This is a genomic window from Pseudaquabacterium rugosum (assembly GCF_038066575.1).
GTDB lineage: Bacteria > Pseudomonadota > Gammaproteobacteria > Burkholderiales > Burkholderiaceae_C > Pseudaquabacterium > Pseudaquabacterium rugosum.
In genome coordinates this window covers 57,731-75,404 of the sequence record NZ_JBBUTF010000014.1, presented here as the reverse complement: position 1 = coordinate 75,404, position 17,674 = coordinate 57,731, and the positions used below count along the sequence as shown (strand labels likewise).

General features: G+C 71.8%; 15 protein-coding genes. 7 read left to right on the top strand and 8 right to left on the bottom strand.

Features of this window, described 5'->3' with window-relative positions; translation table 11 throughout:
• Positions 1-19: 19 nt before the first annotated feature.
• A complete protein-coding gene (locus AACH11_RS15700) occupies positions 20-934 on the bottom strand; it encodes a ParB/RepB/Spo0J family partition protein (protein WP_341375189.1) in 915 nt (304 codons plus the stop codon).
• 14 nt (positions 935-948) lie between these two features.
• The gene (locus tag AACH11_RS15695; protein WP_423228760.1) at positions 949-1,644 is read right to left on the bottom strand and encodes an RBBP9/YdeN family alpha/beta hydrolase; all 696 of its coding nucleotides are present in this window, start codon (positions 1,642-1,644) and stop codon (positions 949-951) included.
• A 64-nt stretch (positions 1,645-1,708) separates the two neighbouring features.
• Between AACH11_RS15695 and argC the strand changes: the two genes are divergently transcribed.
• Entirely contained in the window at positions 1,709-2,650 is a 942-nt protein-coding gene (gene argC / locus AACH11_RS15690) for an N-acetyl-gamma-glutamyl-phosphate reductase (RefSeq protein ID WP_341375188.1), read from the top strand.
• A 224-nt stretch (positions 2,651-2,874) separates the two neighbouring features.
• Here argC and AACH11_RS15685 read toward each other — a convergent pair whose 3' ends face one another.
• The 3 genes from AACH11_RS15685 to mnmG all read right to left on the bottom strand — a co-directional run bounded on the left by AACH11_RS15685 (position 2,875) and on the right by mnmG (position 8,557).
• Entirely contained in the window at positions 2,875-3,648 is a 774-nt protein-coding gene (locus AACH11_RS15685; RefSeq protein WP_341375187.1) for a ParA family protein, read from the bottom strand.
• Positions 3,649-5,630: 1,982 nt separating this feature from the next.
• Positions 5,631-6,347, bottom strand: a complete 717-nt coding sequence (rsmG, locus tag AACH11_RS15680; RefSeq protein WP_341375186.1) for a 16S rRNA (guanine(527)-N(7))-methyltransferase RsmG — start codon at positions 6,345-6,347, stop codon at positions 5,631-5,633.
• A gap of 140 nt (positions 6,348-6,487) precedes the next feature.
• Complete coding sequence (gene mnmG / locus AACH11_RS15675) at positions 6,488-8,557, bottom strand: tRNA uridine-5-carboxymethylaminomethyl(34) synthesis enzyme MnmG (RefSeq protein ID WP_341375185.1); 2,070 nt, start codon at positions 8,555-8,557, stop codon at positions 6,488-6,490.
• 462 nt (positions 8,558-9,019) lie between these two features.
• Between mnmG and AACH11_RS15670 the strand changes: the two genes are divergently transcribed.
• The gene (locus AACH11_RS15670; protein WP_341375184.1) at positions 9,020-9,307 is read left to right on the top strand and encodes a YkgJ family cysteine cluster protein; all 288 of its coding nucleotides are present in this window, start codon (positions 9,020-9,022) and stop codon (positions 9,305-9,307) included.
• 283 nt (positions 9,308-9,590) lie between these two features.
• Here AACH11_RS15670 and AACH11_RS24830 read toward each other — a convergent pair whose 3' ends face one another.
• The gene (locus AACH11_RS24830) at positions 9,591-9,947 is read right to left on the bottom strand and encodes a DUF2061 domain-containing protein (protein WP_423228759.1); all 357 of its coding nucleotides are present in this window, start codon (positions 9,945-9,947) and stop codon (positions 9,591-9,593) included.
• Positions 9,948-10,187: 240 nt separating this feature from the next.
• Here AACH11_RS24830 and AACH11_RS15660 point away from each other — a divergent pair, with 240 nt between their 5' ends.
• The 3 genes from AACH11_RS15660 to gstA all read left to right on the top strand — a co-directional run bounded on the left by AACH11_RS15660 (position 10,188) and on the right by gstA (position 12,339).
• A complete protein-coding gene (locus AACH11_RS15660; protein WP_341375183.1) occupies positions 10,188-10,856 on the top strand; it encodes a Crp/Fnr family transcriptional regulator in 669 nt (222 codons plus the stop codon).
• A 176-nt stretch (positions 10,857-11,032) separates the two neighbouring features.
• Positions 11,033-11,236, top strand: coding sequence for a YgaP family membrane protein (locus AACH11_RS15655; RefSeq protein WP_341375182.1), 204 nt, complete (start codon positions 11,033-11,035; stop codon positions 11,234-11,236).
• A 491-nt stretch (positions 11,237-11,727) separates the two neighbouring features.
• A complete protein-coding gene (gene gstA, locus AACH11_RS15650; protein WP_341375181.1) occupies positions 11,728-12,339 on the top strand; it encodes a glutathione transferase GstA in 612 nt (203 codons plus the stop codon).
• A gap of 91 nt (positions 12,340-12,430) precedes the next feature.
• Here the strand turns inward: gstA and AACH11_RS15645 are convergent, their stop codons facing one another.
• Positions 12,431-13,477 (bottom strand): hypothetical protein, encoded by a 1,047-nt coding sequence (locus tag AACH11_RS15645; protein WP_341375180.1) that lies wholly within the window; start codon positions 13,475-13,477, stop codon positions 12,431-12,433.
• A 262-nt stretch (positions 13,478-13,739) separates the two neighbouring features.
• Here AACH11_RS15645 and AACH11_RS15640 point away from each other — a divergent pair, with 262 nt between their 5' ends.
• Positions 13,740-14,654, top strand: a complete 915-nt coding sequence (locus tag AACH11_RS15640; RefSeq protein ID WP_341375179.1) for a pirin family protein — start codon at positions 13,740-13,742, stop codon at positions 14,652-14,654.
• Positions 14,655-14,831: 177 nt separating this feature from the next.
• The gene (locus tag AACH11_RS15635) at positions 14,832-16,253 is read left to right on the top strand and encodes a methyl-accepting chemotaxis protein (protein ID WP_341375178.1); all 1,422 of its coding nucleotides are present in this window, start codon (positions 14,832-14,834) and stop codon (positions 16,251-16,253) included.
• A gap of 71 nt (positions 16,254-16,324) precedes the next feature.
• Here AACH11_RS15635 and AACH11_RS15630 read toward each other — a convergent pair whose 3' ends face one another.
• Entirely contained in the window at positions 16,325-17,632 is a 1,308-nt protein-coding gene (locus tag AACH11_RS15630; RefSeq protein WP_341375177.1) for a DUF4397 domain-containing protein, read from the bottom strand.
• Positions 17,633-17,674 lie beyond the last annotated feature (42 nt).

Genomic DNA, 17,674 nt, shown 5'->3' with positions numbered 1-17,674 from the left:
GGGCGGCGCCGTCCGGCGCTCAGCGCTCGCGCACGCCGAGCTTGTCGAGCAGGCCGTTGAGCTCGTCGAGCGAGCCGAAAGCGATCGCGACCTCGCCCTGTTCACCGCGACGCGTCGCGCGGTGGATGCGGATCTCGACCTGGGCGGTCAGCGCATCGGCCAGCTGCTCCTCGATGCGCACGATGTCGCGCGACTTTTCCTTCTTGACGCGCAGCAGCGGGGTCTGCCGCCCGCCCGCGCCCTGGGTGCGCTGCACCAGTTTCTCGGCGTCGCGCACGCTGAGCTTCTTGGCCACGATCTCGTTGGCGCTCAGGATCTGCTGCGCGTTGTCGAGCGCCAGCAGCGCACGGGCATGGCCCATGTCGAGGTCGCCCGCCATCAGCATCTGCTGCACCGGCGCGCTGAGGTTGAGCAGGCGCAGCAGATTGCTGGCGGCGCTGCGCGAACGGCCGACGGCCTGGGCCGCCTGCTCGTGCGTGAGGTGGAACTCCTGCACCAGGCGGTGCAGGCCCTGGGCCTCTTCCAGCGGGTTGAGGTCCTCGCGCTGGATGTTCTCGATCAGGGCCATGACGGCCGCGGCCTCGTCGGGCACGTGCTTGACCAGCACCGGCACCTCGTCGAGCCCGGCCAGCTGAGCGGCGCGGAAGCGGCGTTCGCCGGCGATGATCTCGTGATCGGCGCCGGCGCCCGTGCGCCCGTCCAGCGGACGCACCAGGATGGGCTGCATGATGCCCTGGCTCTTGATGCTCTCGGCCAGTTCGTAGAGCGAGCCCTCGTCCATCCGCGTGCGCGGCTGGTACTTGCCGGCCTGCAGGCGGGCGATCTTCAGCGTGCCGGGCTGCAGCTTGTCGTCGACGACCGGTGTGTCGGCGACCTTGGGGCCGAGCAGTGCCTCCAGGCCGAGGCCCAGGCCCTTGGGTTTCTTGGTGACCATCGGTTGATTTTCTGTCAGATCGGGACCGCGCCCGGCGCCAGCGTGCGCAGCAGGGCCCAGCCGGCCGGCCAGTCGCCCAGCGCGCTGTCCGCGTTCAGGTGTCCGGCCGCGCCGGCGGACACCCGGCGGGCGCCCCAGTCGGCGGCCAGCGCATGGGCACGCGAGGGTACGCACCAGGGGTCATCCTCGCTGGCGACCAGCACGGCGGGAAACGGCAGCCGCTGCCGCGCGACGTCCGCCCACGGGGCGAGCTGCGGCGGCCGGTCGTCGCGCGCCAGATCGGGGGGCGCGACCAGCAGGGCACCGGCCACCGGCGCGTGCCGGCCCGCCCAGGCCGCCCAGCGGGCCACCAGCAGACAACCCAGGCTGTGGGCGGCCAGCAGCACCGGCCGGCCGGGGTCATGGGCCGCGGCGTCGCGCACCGTCTCGTCCAGGCGCGCCATCCAGTCGCCACGGCGCGGCCACCACCAGTCGTCCTGCTCCAGGCGCTCCACCTGTGCGGGATACAGGGCCTCCCAGCGGCTCTGCCAGTGGCCGGGGCCGCTGCCCTGCCAGCCGGGCAGGGTCAGCACCCGGCAGCGGGCCAGCGCGGCCACTGCAGCGGCCTCGTCGGGCCCCGGGGACGCCACGGCGCCCGGAGCGGGTGACGGGCCTGCGGCGGGGCTCACGCGGGGTTGGCCGGCGCGGGCCGGAGCGTCATCGGCGGTCATCGGGCTTGGCTTATCCTCGGCGGCTTCCATTTCTCCTCCGATTGTCAGCCAGGATCCCCGCACCATGACCTACCGCATCTACGTCGACGGACAGGAAGGCACCACCGGCCTGCGCATCCACGAGATGCTGGCCCGCCGCGATGACGTGGAGGTGCTGCGGATCGAGGCCGACAAGCGCAAGGACGCGGCCGAGCGCGCCCGCCTGCTGAACGCCGCCGACGTCGCCTTCCTGTGCCTGCCCGATGCGGCCTCGAAGGAAGCCGCGGCCATGGTCACCAACCCGTCGACCTGCCTGATCGATGCCAGCACCGCGCACCGCACGGCGCCGGGCTGGGCCTTCGGCATGCCCGAGCTGGCACCGGGCCAGCGCGAGGCGCTGCGCACGTCCAAGCGCATCGCCAACCCGGGCTGCCATGCCAGCGCCTTCATCCTGCTGCTGCGCCCGCTGGTCGATGCCGGCCTGGTGCGCGCCGACCTGCCGGTGGCGGCCACCTCGCTGACCGGTTATTCGGGTGGCGGCAAGTCGATGATCGCCCAGTACGAGGCTGGCGGCGATCCGCTGCTGGCCGCCCCGCGCCCCTACGCGCTGGGCCTGCAGCACAAGCACGTGCCGGAGATGATGGCCCACACCGGCCTGCGCCTGGCGCCGACCTTCGTGCCGGTGGTCGGCCCGTTCTACAAGGGCCTGGCCGTCAGCGTGCCGCTGCACTTCAGCCAACTGGCGGCCGGCACCACCGGCGCCACGCTGCAGCAGGCGCTGGCCGAGCGTTATGCCGGCGAGCGCTTCGTGCGCGTGATGCCGCTGTCGGACCCCGAGACGCTGGCCGGCGGCTTCTTCGACGTGCAGGCCTGCAACGACACCAACCGCGCCGACCTCTTCGTCTTCGCCAACGACCAGCAGGCGGTGCTGCTGTGCCGGATCGACAACCTGGGCAAGGGCGCCAGCGGTGCGGCCGTGCAGTCGATGAACGTGCACCTGGGGCTGGACGAGGGGCTGGGGCTCTGAGCGCCGCGCCGGCGCCTCAGGCGCCGGCCTGGCCGGAACATGAACAAGGCCGCCCTCGGGCGGCCTTGTGCTTTGTGGCCACCGCATGAAGCCGGCGGGCCGGGGCTCGCCAGAGGCGCCAGGAGCGCCGCGACCGCCCGCCGCACCCCTGCCCTTGACCGTCACCGGATCGGCGATCCTGGGGGCTTCTGGCGCCATCCGGGCACGGCCCGGTGCCGCCGCCGTCAGCGCAGCTGCGGCGCGCGGCGCACCAGCTCCTGCGCGAAGGCCACGTAGGCCTGGGCGCCGCGGGACGAGGGATCGAAGACCACGCCCGGCTGGCCGTAGCTGGGCGCCTCGGCCAGGCGCACGTTGCGCGGGATCACGCTGTCGAACACCTTGTCACCGAAGTGCGCCTTGAGCTGGTCGCTGACCTGCTGCTGCAGCGTGATGCGCGGATCGAACATCACGCGCAGCAGGCCGATGATCTGCAGCTGCCGGTTGAGGTTGGCGTGCACCTGCTTGATGGTGTTGACCAGGTCCGACAGGCCCTCGAGCGCGAAGTACTCGCACTGCATCGGCACGATCACGCCGTGGGCGCTGCACAGGCCGTTGAGGGTCAGCATGCTCAGCGACGGTGGGCAGTCGATCAGCACGAAGTCGTACTCGGCATCGACGACCTGCAGCGCACGGCTCAGGCGCTCGTGGCGGTGCGGCAGCGGCACCAGTTCGACCTCGGCGCCGGCGAGCTCGCGGTTGGCGCCCAGCACGTCGTAGCGGCCGGACTCGCTGCGTGCACGCGCCTCGGCCACGCTGGCCGACTCCAGCAGCACGTCGTAGACCGACTGCGCCATGGCGCGCTTGTCGATGCCCGAGCCCATGGTGGCATTGCCCTGGGGATCCAGGTCGACGACGAGGACGCGCTGGTCGACCTTGGCCAGTCCGGCCGCCAGGTTGACCGTGGTGGTCGTCTTGCCGACGCCGCCCTTCTGGTTCGCGATGCAAAAGACTTTGGCCATGGCGGAAGTATCGCCGCTGGCGGGGGCGCCGCGATGACGTCGGCGATGCCGGCATGACGCGACGGATGAGGGGCGCGCTGCGCCGGTGCGCCGGGCCGTCGCACGCGGGCCCGACGAGCCGGGATGCCCGGCGGACGGCCGCGTACTTGTCCACCGCGGGACAGGGCTGTCCGCCACTTGTTCTCAGCTTGTCCCGGTGCTTGTCCACAGCAGCGGGCCAGGAGGTGCACAGCTTGTGCACGGTGACAGGCGTGCTTGTGCACCGGCTGTGCACGGGCTGAGCGGACTTGTGCGCAGTGGATGCACAGCTTGTCCACAGCAGGTGTTGCGGGGGCGCGATCGTGTGGTGAGGGCGATGGTTCGCGGGTGGCGATGGCGTGGGGGGCCATCGGGGTGATGGATGGGCGGCTCGGCGGCTCGGCGGCTCGGCGGCTCGGTGGCTCGGTGGCTCGGTGGCTCGGTGGCTCGGTGGCTCGGTGGCTCGGTGGCTCGGTGGCTCGGTGGCTCGGTGGCTCGGTGGCTCGGTGGCTCGGTGGCTCGGTGGCTCGGCGGCGTCACGGGTCGACCCACGTCAACCGCCCCGCCTGACGCCGCACATGAGCGACCGCAGGGACACGCCCTGCCCTGATTGACCCGCAACCAGCTCGTACGGGAGAGTGCACCGATTCCGTCGAACAGGGGACGCGCCCCTTGAGCGACGACGGCACGGCGTCCACGGCCGGGCGCGGCGCCGCGGGCAGGTGGGCTCGGGCCGAGCCGCTCGGCATTCGCTGCAGCCACCCAGAAGACGGTGACGCCCGGCGCAGGTGGCTGCCTGACGTTCAATCTACGGGGCACACCGCCGCAGGAGACGGACGTCGGAAGGCATCGGCCGGCGTGCCCGCATTGAGATGAAGACGTGCCGCTGCGGTGAAGAGACGGTTCATCGCATCCAACGGTGTTTCACGTGGAACAGCGAACGTCGTCGGTCAGGTCAAATCGACAGACGGTGCGTACGGCTCACACGACTCAAGAATGGCCGCTCATCGAAAACCGGTCTCTGCTCGGTACAGCGGCTGCAAACCTCGGCCGAAGCGGTGGTGATGCCTGACCTTGATCCACGCCACCGGATGGCGGACCAAGACGTCAGAACGGCGGGATGCCTGCAGATGCAAGCGTCATGGCTTCGGCGCATGCCCTCACCGCGTTGCCTCACCGCCCGCACACATCGATCCCGCCGGCTCTCATCCACCCTGCTCGATGCGCTGCAGCGGCGGGGCCACCGACGAGGGCGTGTCCCACTCCATCATCGCAGCGTGGCACGACAGCGGGCCCGCTGTTCGAGATTCTCGGTGCGCCACGCGTGATCCCGCGGCCTCGGCGTCCTGCACGCGTCGGGTGCGTGTGCCCTACCCGCTCGACCCGAAGGTCAGACACCGCCCAACCCAGGGGACAGGTCGCGGGTGAAGGTGGCGGGCCACCAACCTGTGTCCCACCGCCGAACAAGCCCGAACGCCTCCGGGACGCCCGTTGCCCACGTGTCGTCATGGTCACAGGTCTGCGACACACGGCGACGGCGTTCAAGGGCCTGGACTCGAATGACGGCCTACCGCCCGCCCGGGCAACGGACGCCGTCAATCGACGGCGCACGCAGCGCCATCGTCAGCGGGCCCCACGCAGCCCACGTCACCCTGAGAGGCATCCGCCCTGCCCGGCACAGACCGGGCCGAACCAAGCCAGAACAAACTCCGGCGCTCGTCCGGATCAGCCGCACCGGATCACCACGACACAGCGTGGCTGACATGATCCGCCCCCATCAGCATTCCCATCGGCGGACCACCACACCCGACGGCATCCCATCGGGACCACACCAGCAACGGACGCCGCTGCAGGCGGCTTCAGCTCACCTGGCCGCCGATGGCATCGGCTCCTGCGGATCGACGGCAGGCCCATCGACCCCGCAAGGAAACGGCGGAGCAAGCCGCCCGAGCGGCCTGCGCCACTCAGCGCGGGGTCGTGTCCGAGCCTTGCGCCGCACGCATCCACACCAGGCAGCGTTCCGCATCCAGACCGGGCACGACGAGTTGTTCCACGTGAAACACGGACACGTGCGCGTCCAGCTCGGCCTCTTCCTGGGCCGTGGATTTGCCTTTCATCGCGGCCCAGACACCGGTCGGCCGCAGCAGCCCGGCCGTCAGATCGGTGAACAGGCGCAAGGAGGCGAAGGCGCGGGAGGTGATGAGATCGGCCGCATGCTGTGCCGGATCCAGGGTTTCGACCCGTGCATGCACGCCCCGCAGATTGGGCAGCCCCAACTCTGCCGCCACCTGGCTGATGAAGCTGGTCTTCTTGGCCACGGTGTCGACACAGTGCACCTGCCACTCCGGCTGCAGGATGGCCAGCACCACGCCGGGTAGCCCCCCGCCGCTGCCGACGTCCAGCACCGACAGCGGCCGCGCTGCTGCGACACGGCCGTCCGCTCCCAGGAGCCCGGCCTCGATCAAGCCTCGACGCAGGGCCGGCAACACGGCCAGACAGTCCACCACATGGTGGCTGATCATCTCGCCCGGATCCCGCAGCGCCGTCAGGTTGTAGACCTGGTTCCAGCGCTGCAGCAGATGCCAGTACGCGAGCAGACGCTGCCCAGCACGTTCATCCAGCGCCACGTCCAGCGCGCGGGCCGCATCCTGCAGCGCCTGCAGCGCGGCCTCGTCGGACACGGGAAGCGGCACCGGCCGGGCCGTCGGCGCCGCCGCTCTGGCGCTGGCCGGGCCACCGCTGGTGACGGCCGGCCGGTGACCCGCCCCCCGACGGTCCGCACCGCCACGCGGCATCCATCCTCCGGGACGACGACCGGCGCTCATGCGGCCACCTCGCCCGTCGGACCCAGATCGGCAGCGCCTGCAGTGTCAGCAGCCGGCACCTCGGCAAAGCCCTTGAAGCGCCCTTTCTTCAGATGAACCAGCAGCAAGGAGATCGCCGCCGGTGTCACGCCGGAAATGCGCGAGGCCTGGCCCAGGGTCTCCGGCCGGTGGCGCGACAGCTTCTGCCGCACCTCGAAGCTCAGGGCGGAGACCTGGCCGTAGTCCAGCTCCTCCGGCAGCTTCAGATGCTCGAAGTGCGCGGCACGCTGCACCTCTTCGGTCTGCTTGCCGATGTAGCCCGCGTACTTGGTGGCGATTTCGACCTGCTCGATCACCTCGCCCGCCATGCGCGCATCCTGCAGTTGGGCCGTCAACGTTTCACGTGAAACAGCGCCGTCGCCACGCAAGGCATCGGGGCGGGCCAGACGGGTCACCTCGGCAATCGTCTCGAAGCCGATGCCCGGGCGCCGCAGCAGGTCGATCAGGGTGTACTCCCGCTCGATGGCCTTGCCCAGCAGCCGCTCGGCATCGGCGGCCTGCAGGATGCCGGGGTGCACCCAGGTGGACTTCAGCCGCTCGGACAGCCGGGCCACCGCATCGCGCTTGCGGTTGAACGCATCCCAGCGCCGGTCATCGATCAGGCCGATCGCGCGGCCGGCCTCGGTCAGACGCATGTCGGCGTTGTCCTCGCGCAGCTGCAGGCGGAACTCGGCCCGGCTGGTAAACATGCGGTAGGGCTCGCTGACGCCCTTGGTGATCAGGTCATCGACCAGCACGCCCAGATAGGCCTGGTCACGGCGCAGCGTGAATTCATCACGGCCCCGGGCCTGCAGGGCCGCGTTGATGCCGGCGTACAGGCCCTGGGCCGCCGCCTCTTCGTAGCCGGTCGTGCCGTTGATCTGGCCGGCGAAGAACAGGCCGCGGATGGCCCGCGTCTCGAAGGTGGTGCGCAGCTCACGCGGATCGAAGAAGTCGTACTCGATCGCGTAGCCAGGCCGCAGGATGTGGGCCTGCTCCAGGCCCGGCATGGTGTGCAGCGCCGCCAGCTGGATGTCGAAGGGCAGCGAGGTCGAGATGCCGTTCGGGTAGAACTCGTTCGTCGTCAGGCCTTCGGGCTCCAGGAAGATCTGGTGCGAGTCCTTGTCGGCGAAGCGGTTGATCTTGTCCTCGATGCTCGGGCAGTAGCGCGGCCCCACCCCCTCGATCACGCCGGTGAACATTGGGCTGCGGTCGAAGCCCGAGCGGATCACCTCGTGCGTGGCGGCATTGGTGTGCGTGATCCAGCACGGCAGCTGGGCCGGGTGCTGCCCGGGCGAGCCGAGAAAGCTGAACACCGGCACGTCCGGACCGGTGGGCGCCGACGCTCCCCAACGCCCGACATGAGCGACACCATCGCCCGGCTGTTCGACCAGCTTCGAGAAGTCGATCGAGCGGCCGTCGATGCGCGGCGGCGTGCCGGTCTTCAGCCGTCCCTGCGGCAGCTTCAGCTCCTTGAGCCGGGCCGACAGCGCCACCGCGGGCGGATCACCGGCGCGGCCGGCCGCATGGTTGCGCAGGCCCACGTGCACCTTGCCATCGAGGAAGGTGCCGGCCGTCAGCACCACGGCCTTGGCGCGGAAGCGGATGCCGATCTGCGTGACCGCACCGACCACCCGCTCGACGCCGTCGACCGACTCGACCTCCAGATCATCGACCGCCTGCTGGAACAGCCACAGATTCGGCTGGTTCTCCAGCCGGCGGCGGATCGCGGCCTTGTAGAGGATGCGGTCGGCCTGGGCCCGGGTGGCGCGCACCGCCGGCCCCTTGCTGCCGTTGAGGATGCGGAACTGGATGCCGCCCTCGTCGGTGGCCTCGGCCATCGCGCCGCCGAGCGCGTCGACCTCCTTGACCAGGTGCCCCTTGCCGATGCCGCCGATGCTGGGATTGCAGCTCATCTGGCCCAGCGTCTCGATGTTGTGCGTCAGCAGCAGCGTGGCGCAGCCCATGCGGGCGGCGGCGAGCGCGGCCTCGGTACCGGCGTGTCCGCCGCCGACGACGATGACGTCAAAGTGTTGTGGGTGCAGCATGGCATGGCGGCGCCACACGGATCACGCACGGCGCCAGCTCTCAAGGATGAAGGGGGAAACCGCGAATTGTAGAAAGCCGCCCTGCCTGACGGTGCAGATCAAGGCCTTGTCCGTGGCACGGGCGCGTGGATGGCGGCCTCGGGCGGTGAAGCGGGTCACGCACCGCCGGGCGCCACGTGGAGGGACCGGGGACGCAGGGAGCGACCGCGCGCAGCACGCGGGTCAGGTCGGGCGCGACCGGCGCATCCAACCCCGTGTCGGCGGCCGAGCCTGCGACGACGGGTGGCGCGGTCAACACTGGCAGCGCCGACGACACAGGCGGCACAGGCGGCACAGGCGGCACGGGCAGCGCGTGCGGCGCGCGGGCAGCACTGCCGCACACGCTACAGTGCGCTCCCGCCCACCCGCCTCCACCCGTCTGCGCCTGCCGTCCCCCGGCGTGCCGGACCCGCCGCTCACGCCATGGACTGCCGCCCTGGATGCGGTGCCTGCTGCACCGCCCCGTCGATCACCCGCCCGCTGCCCGGCATGCCCCAGGGCAAGCCGGCCGGCGTGCCCTGCGTGCAACTCGATGCACAGCAGCGATGCCAGATCTTCGGGCGGCCGGAGCGGCCCGATTTCTGCGGCGGGCTGCAGCCCTCGGCCGAGATGTGCGGCAGCCAGCGCGAACACGCGATGCGGTGGCTGGCCCGGCTGGAGGACGCCACGCGGCCGGATCCACCCGCCGGCACGGCGGCGCTCCGGGGATGAGCGACACGGCGGGCCTTGCCACTCCCGCGGCCACTCCGGGCACGTCAGACGCCGCGGGACGGTCCATCGGCCCCTGAACGGAACGCCCCCCGCACAGGCGCAAGGACAGCGCGCGCCCTCGACCGGAACCGCGCAGTCCCGCCCCCTGCGACCGCCACGGCGCCGACAGGCGCGCCCGACCGCTGCGCGGCACGGGGGGCTCAAGGCACGGGATCCAGCGCCCGGGGCACCGGAGCCGGGGCTCCGCCACCCGCCTCCGATCACAAGGCCCATCACCGCCCCATCAGGCGGCCAGACGGGCCCGCAGCGCCCAGCCGTGGGCCACCTGTTCCTGGGTCTGAAGCTGCGGCCGGGATCCGACGGGGCCGGACGCCATCGCCGCCGACGGCGCCCGCACAGGCACCGCCCCCTCCCCGGCCGACCACCGTGGCGCCTGGGACGCGGCCGCCGCGGCCCGGGCCGCCCCCTTCGCCGCCTCGCGCCGCGCCCACCAGCCGTCGAAGAAATAATGCGCCACCATGTTGCACAGGGGCTCGACCAGCGTCACCGCACCGGCCACGGCCACGCTGCCGGACAGGGCGTAGCTGACGCCGAAGGCGATGCCCAGGTGCAGCACGCCGAAGCTGAGGGTCTTGGCCATGGTCGAACTCCTGTCCGGTCGGAAGGCCACCGCGGGCGCCAGGCCACGGTCGGCAACGAGGAAGAAAGGCACGTGCCGTGCGGCTTGCGGGCCGGCACCGGCACGCGGTGAATGGAGCGGATTGTGGAAAAACCTATCGTCTCATGCCAATCGATTGACCCAATCGGAGACATAGCCGAGCCGACGCTGGCCACACGGCTGTGCGCCGCCTATCCGGCCCTCGGCGCCCTGCCGCCGGCCGTGCTGGGCGATCTGCTGGCCCGCCAGGCGCACCATCTGCACGTGCCCGCCGGCCAGCACCTGTTCGACGAGGGATCGCCCTGCGCCGGCTTCCCGCTGCTGCTCGACGGCGAGGTGCGTGTGGCGCGTGGATCGCCCGGTGGGCGCAGTCTGGAGCTCTACCGCGTCGGCGTGGGCGAGCTGTGCGTGGCCTCGACGGCCAGCCTGTTCGGTCAGCGACCACTGGTGGCCCACGGCCGCACCAGCGCGCCCAGCGAGCTGGTGGTGCTCAGCCCCGCCGCCTTCGAGCGCTGCTGCGAGACGCCGGCCTTCCGCCGCCATGTCTTCGGCATCTTCGGCGACCGTCTGGCCGACCTGATGACCCTGGTCGAGGCCGTGGCCTTCCAGCGGGTGGACCAGCGTCTGGCCGCCGCGTTGCTCGGCCATGGCCCGGTACGCCAGGTCACCCAGCAGGCCCTGGCCGACGAGCTGGGCACGGTGCGCGAGATCGTCTCGCGCCTGCTCAAGCGCTTCGAACGCGCGGGCTGGATCCGGCTCGGTCGCGAACGCATCGAACTGCGGGATGCCGGCGCCCTGCGCCGCCACGCGGCAGGAGAACCTGCCACGCCCACCGACACCCGCACCGATACCCGACCCGATCGCCGGCCCGACACGCGCCCCGACACCTGAACCACCGCTCCCCCGGCGCCACGGCACACCGCAACGCCACCTGTCGAATCACCCGCCGCAGACGGCCCGCCGACGCCTGCGCCCGCGCAGGACGGCCGGTGACCCAGGTCACAGACCGACCGGCGCCCCCGGCGCAGCATGGTGGCCTCGTTCCACGCAGTCCACAGGAGGACACCATGACCCCGAACGTCGGCGGTTTCGACCGCATCGCCCGCATCGTCGCCGGCCTGCTGCTGATCGTGCTGGCGGCCACCGGCACCATCGGCCTGTGGGGCTGGATCGGCCTGGTGCCGCTGGCCACCGGCCTGTCGCGCTTCTGCCCGCTGTACCCGTTGCTGGGCCTGCGCACCTGTCCGCTGAAGGCGGGCGAGCCGCGGTGATCGGCGCGCGGCGGGCGGGCCCCGGCGCCGAGCGCTGAGCGCCTGAAACGCCCAGGGACGGCTGACGCGTCTGACGCGTCTGAAGCAGCCGATTCGGCCGATTCGGCCGGGACACCCGGCGCGCCAGGCCGGCACAGCCGGGTCGGACCGGACATCGGCAGGCCGACACCCGTGGCCACCGACCCATGAGCCCCGCGCTGCCCCCCCCCTCGGCAGCGCGGCGCCCCGCCCCACCACCACCTCGACGGCCGGCCAGGATGCCGCACCGCAGTCGATGGCCGGATTGATTCTCGCCAACGAGAATATCCACCCGACACGGGCAGGCCCGCACCCCGCGCAGGCCGGACCTGCGGCCCTGCAGCGGCCCGCGGCCGTGCGCTGGCACGACGGCGGACGTAACCTCGCGGCGGCGCGAGCGCTGCGCTGTGCAGCGCCAGAGCACCAGGACACCGGCGCCGACACGCGACCGCCCCACACGAGGAGCCAAACCCATGTACACCCTCTACTACAGCCCCGGCGCCTGCTCGCTGAGCCCGCACATCGTGCTGCACGAGTCCGGCCTGCCCTTCCAGGCGATTCCGGCCCCGACCAAGACCAAGCAGCTGCCCGACGGCAGCGACTACCGTCGCATCAACCCGCTGGGCTATGTGCCGCTGCTGCAACTGCCCGATGGCCAGACCCTGACCGAAGGCACGGTCATCGCGCAGTACATCGCCGACCAGGTTCCCGCCCTGGGCCTGGCCCCGGCCGCCGGCACGATGGCGCGCTACCGTCTGATGGAGTGGATGAGCTTCATCAGCACCGAGCTGCACAAGGGCGGATTCACGCCGCTGTTCAACCCCGCCGCCAACGACGACTTCAAGGCCGCCAGCCGCGAGCGCCTGGCCACCCGCTTCGCCCATGTCGAGGCCGCGCTGGCCGACCGCGCCTTCCTGCTCGGCGACACCTTCACCGTGGCCGACGCCTATCTGTTCGTCGTCACCGGCTGGACGCGCCCGACCGGCATCGACCTCACGCCCTGGCCGCGCATCGTCGCCTTCCGCGCGCGCGTCGCGGCCCGACCGGCCGTGCAGGCCGCGCTGAAGGCCGAAGGCCTGGGCTGAGGCGGGAGTCGCCGCCGGCCGGGCTCCGGCGGACACACATCTGGCGGCGGCCCGGCACCTGCGGCTGAGGCCGCCCCATCACCCGCCGGCCTCAGCCGCACGCAGGCGACGCCGCACCGTCCGCGATGGCCCCGCCCAGCCAGGCCTGGGCCGCCTCGTCGGCCGGGCCTTCCGGCATCGCCCGCGCCAGCGCCATCCAGACCATGAACGGCAGCCGCGGCAAGGCCCGCGCCGGCGCAGGGCGCAACACCTGCAACGCGCCGCCATCACGCGGCGCGACCATCACGCCGTAGACCGACGGGATCTCGGCCACATCGGCGATACCCTCGGCCAGCACGTACCAGCATTCGGCACTCAGCCAGCGGTAGGCCTCGCCCTTGGCGGTCTTGCGCAGATCAGCCAGCAGGTCCGCGCGACGCACCTTGATCTCGTGGACCGTCGGCACCAGGAAGGCCTCGACCGAGCTCTGGCGGATCGAGTAGACATCGGGCATCACCACCGCCCAGCGGCCGTCCACGGCCGGGGATGGTGGTGCCGGGCCGTCGGCAGGGGCTGGATCCCCGTCGCCAGTGCCAGTGCCAGTGCCAGTGCCAGTGCCAGTGCCAGTGCCAGTGCCAGTGCCAGTGCCCACATCCGCCGCCGCCAGGACCGCCTGCGCGCCACCGTCGCCCCCCGGCCCTGACGGCGCGCCGGAGGCGCCGTCGTGCGCCGGCGGCATCGCCCATTCCAGCCCGGGCAGAGCGGCCGAATGGACGTCGCGGGCCCGCGCCGCCGCCCGTCGTGGCCGCAAGGGCAGCGCCGGCACCGGATCCTCGTCGACGCGCGCCCGCAGGCTCAAGCCGCGCCAGACCAGGCGGCCGCCGCGCTGCAGCTCGCGCGCGACCCGCTCGACCAGCGCCTCATGCGCATCACGTGCCGCCCGGTTGCGCTGCAGCGTCTGCGCCAGGGCCGCGATGCCGGCATCGGTCAGCTGCAGGGTCTCGCGGCCCTCGCCATCGGTGCAGCGCCGCAGCAGGCCGAAGGACAGGAGTTCGGCCTCCAGCACGTCACGCACCGGCCAGCCGGCGGAACGCCACAGCTCACGCAGGCGCCGCCGGTGGGCGGCACCGAGCGGGCCGGACACAGGCGTGGCGGCCACGGCAGATTCCGGCCCGGGCGGGGGCGATCGATCGACGCTCATGCGCGCGAGCCTAGCCGACCACCCGCTCATCCAGCGAGCCTGTGCACGCCACGGACCACGATCGGCCCGCATGCCCGTGCGCGACACGGTGCAGCCCGGCAGAGCCCACCCGAGCCATGCCGCCGCCCGGCGCACCGCCCCCGCCACCTTGAAACGCGCTGAACGCGGGCTTCAAGCCGGCTGCGCCTGCCGCCCACCCCGCCATGCCACAGTGCATCCCATGAGCACGACCCCCACCCCGATCGCCACCCCGGCCCACGCGCTGCGGCAGCCACGCACCGTCGAACGCCTGGTCACCGGCCAGCCCACGCGCGACGGCGCCGGCGTGACGCTGACCCGGGTGCTGACCCACGATCTGCAGCAGCGTCTGGACCCGTTCCTGATGCTCGACGCCTTCGGCTCCGACCGGCCGGACGACTACATCGCCGGCTTCCCCGACCATCCGCACCGCGGCTTCGAGACCGTCACCTACATGATCGCCGGTCGCATGCGCCACCGCGACTCGGCCGGCAACGAAGGCCTGCTGGAGAACGGCGGCGTGCAATGGATGACCGCCGGCCGCGGCCTGATCCACAGCGAGCTGCCGGAGCAGGAGGACGGCGTGATGGAGGGCTTCCAGCTGTGGCTGAACCTGCACAGCGACGACAAGATGCAGGAACCCGGCTACCGCGACATCCCGTCGGCGCAGATCCCCGAATGGCACGGCGCCGAGGCCACCGTGCGGGTCATCGCCGGTGAGCACGCCGGCGTGCGCGGCGCGATCCAGCGCCCACGCACCGAGCCGCTGTTCCTCGACCTGCAGCTGCAGCCCGGCGCGGTGATCGAGCAGCCGCTGCCGGCCGGCCACCATGCCTTCATCTACGTCTATCGCGGCGCGCTGCAGGTCGAGGGCCAGGCCGCCGATGGCAGCGCCCGCACGACCGAGGTGCCCGTGCAACGCATGGCCATCCTGGCCCAGCAGCCGCAGGCCGACGGCGTGCGGCTGCGTGCGGTCGGCGCACAGCCGGTGCGCGCCCTGCTGATCGCCGGCGCACCGCTGCGCCAGCCGATCGCGCAGTACGGCCCCTTCGTGATGAACACCCGCGAGCAGGTGCTGCAGGCCGTGCAGGACTTCCAGTCGGGCCGCTTCGCCTGAGCCGGGAAGGCCACGACATCCGGGCGGCCGTCGCAAACGCCACGCCAGGGGCGACATTCCGTGGTGCCGGGCCCGGCGCGCCGGGCTCCGTGGCTCAAGTCGGTACGCCGTCAGGCCGAGAACGCTGCACAGCCTTGTCGAACCCTGCCCGGCCGCCGCGGTACGGCCCCTCCGCCCATGTCCAGTGCCTCCAGTTCTTCCCCACTCCGCGACCTCGATGTCCAGACCGACCGCATGCTGTGCGGTGCGATCGGCCTCTACATCGCCTTGGCGATCGGCCTCGGCCTGCAGTTCGAGCAGCTCACCACGGCCCTGATCGGCAGCCTGCTGATCGGCGGCGGCACCGTGGCCGTCACGTTGCTGGCCCCCGGCACCGTGGTGTCGCGCCTGATGATGGCCTGCGGCCTGATGGGCATGACGGCGCTGCACATCCAGCTCGGCCGAGGCACGACGGAGCTGCACTTCGGCGTCTTCGTCACGCTGGCCCTGCTGCTGCTCTACCGTGACTGGCGCCCGATCGTCGCCGCGGCCGCCCTGATCGCGGTCCACCACCTGGCCTTCGACCGTCTGCAGGCGGCTGGCGCCGGGGTCTACTGCCTGTCCACCCCCAGCATCGGCACCGTGCTGCTGCATGCCGGCTATGTGGTGCTGCAGACCGGATTCGAGTGCGTGATGGCCGTGCGCATGCGCGCCGCCGGCCGCACCGGAGACGAGATGGCGCGCCTGGTCGCCCACGTCGACCGCGGCCAGCAGGTGTCGCTGGACGTCGCCCGCATCGATGTCGAGACCCCGCAGGCCTGCGCCCTGAAGGCCACGCTGGCCCAGTTGAACGAGGCGATGCAGACCGTCAGCCACAGCATCGGCAACATCCAGACCGCCTCGGGCGAGATCGCCAGCGGCTCGACCGATCTGAGCCACCGCACCGAGCAGACCGCATCGAGCCTGCAGCAGACCGCCAGCTCGATGGAGCAGCTGACGGCCACCGTGCGCCAGAGCGCCGAGGCCGCATCGACCGCCAACCAACTCGCGAACTCAGCGGTACAGGCCGCACAACGTGGCGGTCAGGTGGTCGAACAGGTGGTGACCAACATGCAGGACATCGCCGCCTCCAGCCGCCGCATCAACGACATCATCGGCACCATCGACGGCATCGCCTTCCAGACCAACATCCTGGCGCTGAACGCCGCGGTGGAAGCCGCCCGTGCCGGTGAACAGGGCCGCGGCTTCGCGGTGGTGGCCGGCGAGGTGCGCAGCCTGGCCCAACGCAGCGCCGACGCGGCCCGCGAGATCAAGAGCCTGATCAGCGCCAGCGTCGAGAAGGTCGAGTCCGGCACGCAGCTGGTGCAGGACGCCGGGGCCACCATGGGCGAGATCGTCCAGGGCATCGCCCGCGTCAACGACATCATCGGCGAGATCAGCGCCCAGGCGGCCGACCAGAGCCAGGGCATCGGCTCGGTCAACCAGGCGGTGACGCAGCTCGACGGCATGACGCAGCAGAACGCCGCCCTGGTCGAGGAAAGCGCCGCGGCCGCCGAGAGCCTGCGCGAGCAGGCCGACCAACTGGCCCAGGTGATCGGCCGCTTCCGCGTGACGGCCTGAGCGTCACGGCGGCGGTGCGCGCCTGCGGGCCGCACCGCGGCCCGGCCCGGATGGCGGCGGCCGGCGCGGCCTCAGCTGGCGCGCACCGGCGACTCGCGCTGCCAGATGTAGGTCGGCGCGCTGCTGTCACCCAGCGCGTAGAAGGTGTAGAGGTTCTTGGCCACCAGCGTCGTGCCATCGCTGTCGACGGTGGCCACCGTGGTGCCGGTGCTGGCGTTGACCAGGTTGACGACGATGCTGCTGCCGGCCGTCACCGAACCGAAGGACGACAGCCCGCCCTGGGCCTGACCGGAGACCATCGACACATAGTCGACGGTCAGGCCGAGCGCCGTGGTCTGACCGTTGAGCGCGTGCAGCACACGCACCTTGGCCTTGGTGCTGACGGTCGGCAGGCTGTTGTCCTCGCTGATCAGCGAGACGGTCGGCGCGGACGCATCGCCCCACACCAGCAGCGTGTAGTCGTGGCCGGCGACCAGGGTCTGCGAGCTGGTGGCCAGCGCGGTGCCTGCCACGGTCAGCGCCAGCGTCTGCGCACCGGCCGTCACCAGCTGATAACTGCCGATGCGCGGAGATGCCGCGCCGCTGATCAGCGCCACGCCGCCCAGCGTGGCGGTGACGCTCGCACCACCGGCCACCGAGCAGACGACGCGCACCCGTGATTGGGTGTTGGGCAGCGAGGTCAGCGCCCCCTGTTGCACCAGCTGCAGCGCATGCACCAGCACGCCGCCCTTGCCCTGGGTCAGCACCAGGGTGACGTTCTTCGTGCTGCCCAGCGTGACGCCGGAGGTGTCCAGCCGCAGATCGGTCTTGTCGCCGGCGCCGGTGACCACCAGGCGGTAGCTGCCCGAGGTCATCGTGGTGCGACCGTAGCTGGAGCCGGCAGCCAGGCTGGAGGACAGCGCCACGGCATCGTCCAGCGTGTCGCTGCCGCTGAGCAGGAAGACATCGACCGCACCCGCCTCGGTGGCCAGATGCTCGATCAGCAGCGAGGCCTCGCCGCTGTCGGCGTCATCCTCGTCCTCGGCCAGCAGCAGCGAGCTCAGCGCGCCGGCCTGGCCATAGGCCAGGACCGTCGCATGGTCGCCACTGGAGAACGACCGGTTGGCGGTGTTCAGCGCCGAGCTGGAGCCGGCGTTCTTCAGCACCACGCTCAACGAGCCCTCGTCGACCGAGGCATAGCTGCCGACCGCGCCGTAGGCGATGGACGACTGCTCCTTGGTGCCGTCGACATAGAGATCGAGCGCGCTGTAGCCGGTGCTGGCATTGAGCAGCCGGACCTGCGGCTGGTCATCGGACTCGCCGTTGCCGCTGCAGCCGACGAGGGACAGCGTGGTGGTACCGAGCAGGGCAGCGCCGAAGCGGCGACGGGACAGATCCATGATGGGTGGCGCAGGAAAGCAGTGACGGACTGGCCCCGGATT

Coding starts and splice junctions, on each gene's coding strand:
- AACH11_RS15695 (WP_423228760.1), bottom strand. CDS start 1,644: ATGACCGCCGATGACGCTCCGGCCCGCGCCGGCCAACCCCGCGTGAGC.
- AACH11_RS15635 (WP_341375178.1), top strand. CDS start 14,832: ATGTCCAGTGCCTCCAGTTCTTCCCCACTCCGCGACCTCGATGTCCAG.
- AACH11_RS15655 (WP_341375182.1), top strand. CDS start 11,033: ATGACCCCGAACGTCGGCGGTTTCGACCGCATCGCCCGCATCGTCGCC.
- AACH11_RS15700 (WP_341375189.1), bottom strand. CDS start 934: ATGGTCACCAAGAAACCCAAGGGCCTGGGCCTCGGCCTGGAGGCACTG.
- argC (WP_341375188.1), top strand. CDS start 1,709: ATGACCTACCGCATCTACGTCGACGGACAGGAAGGCACCACCGGCCTG.
- AACH11_RS15630 (WP_341375177.1), bottom strand. CDS start 17,632: ATGGATCTGTCCCGTCGCCGCTTCGGCGCTGCCCTGCTCGGTACCACC.
- AACH11_RS15640 (WP_341375179.1), top strand. CDS start 13,740: ATGAGCACGACCCCCACCCCGATCGCCACCCCGGCCCACGCGCTGCGG.
- gstA (WP_341375181.1), top strand. CDS start 11,728: ATGTACACCCTCTACTACAGCCCCGGCGCCTGCTCGCTGAGCCCGCAC.
- mnmG (WP_341375185.1), bottom strand. CDS start 8,557: ATGCTGCACCCACAACACTTTGACGTCATCGTCGTCGGCGGCGGACAC.
- AACH11_RS24830 (WP_423228759.1), bottom strand. CDS start 9,947: ATGGCCAAGACCCTCAGCTTCGGCGTGCTGCACCTGGGCATCGCCTTC.
- AACH11_RS15670 (WP_341375184.1), top strand. CDS start 9,020: ATGGACTGCCGCCCTGGATGCGGTGCCTGCTGCACCGCCCCGTCGATC.
- AACH11_RS15685 (WP_341375187.1), bottom strand. CDS start 3,648: ATGGCCAAAGTCTTTTGCATCGCGAACCAGAAGGGCGGCGTCGGCAAG.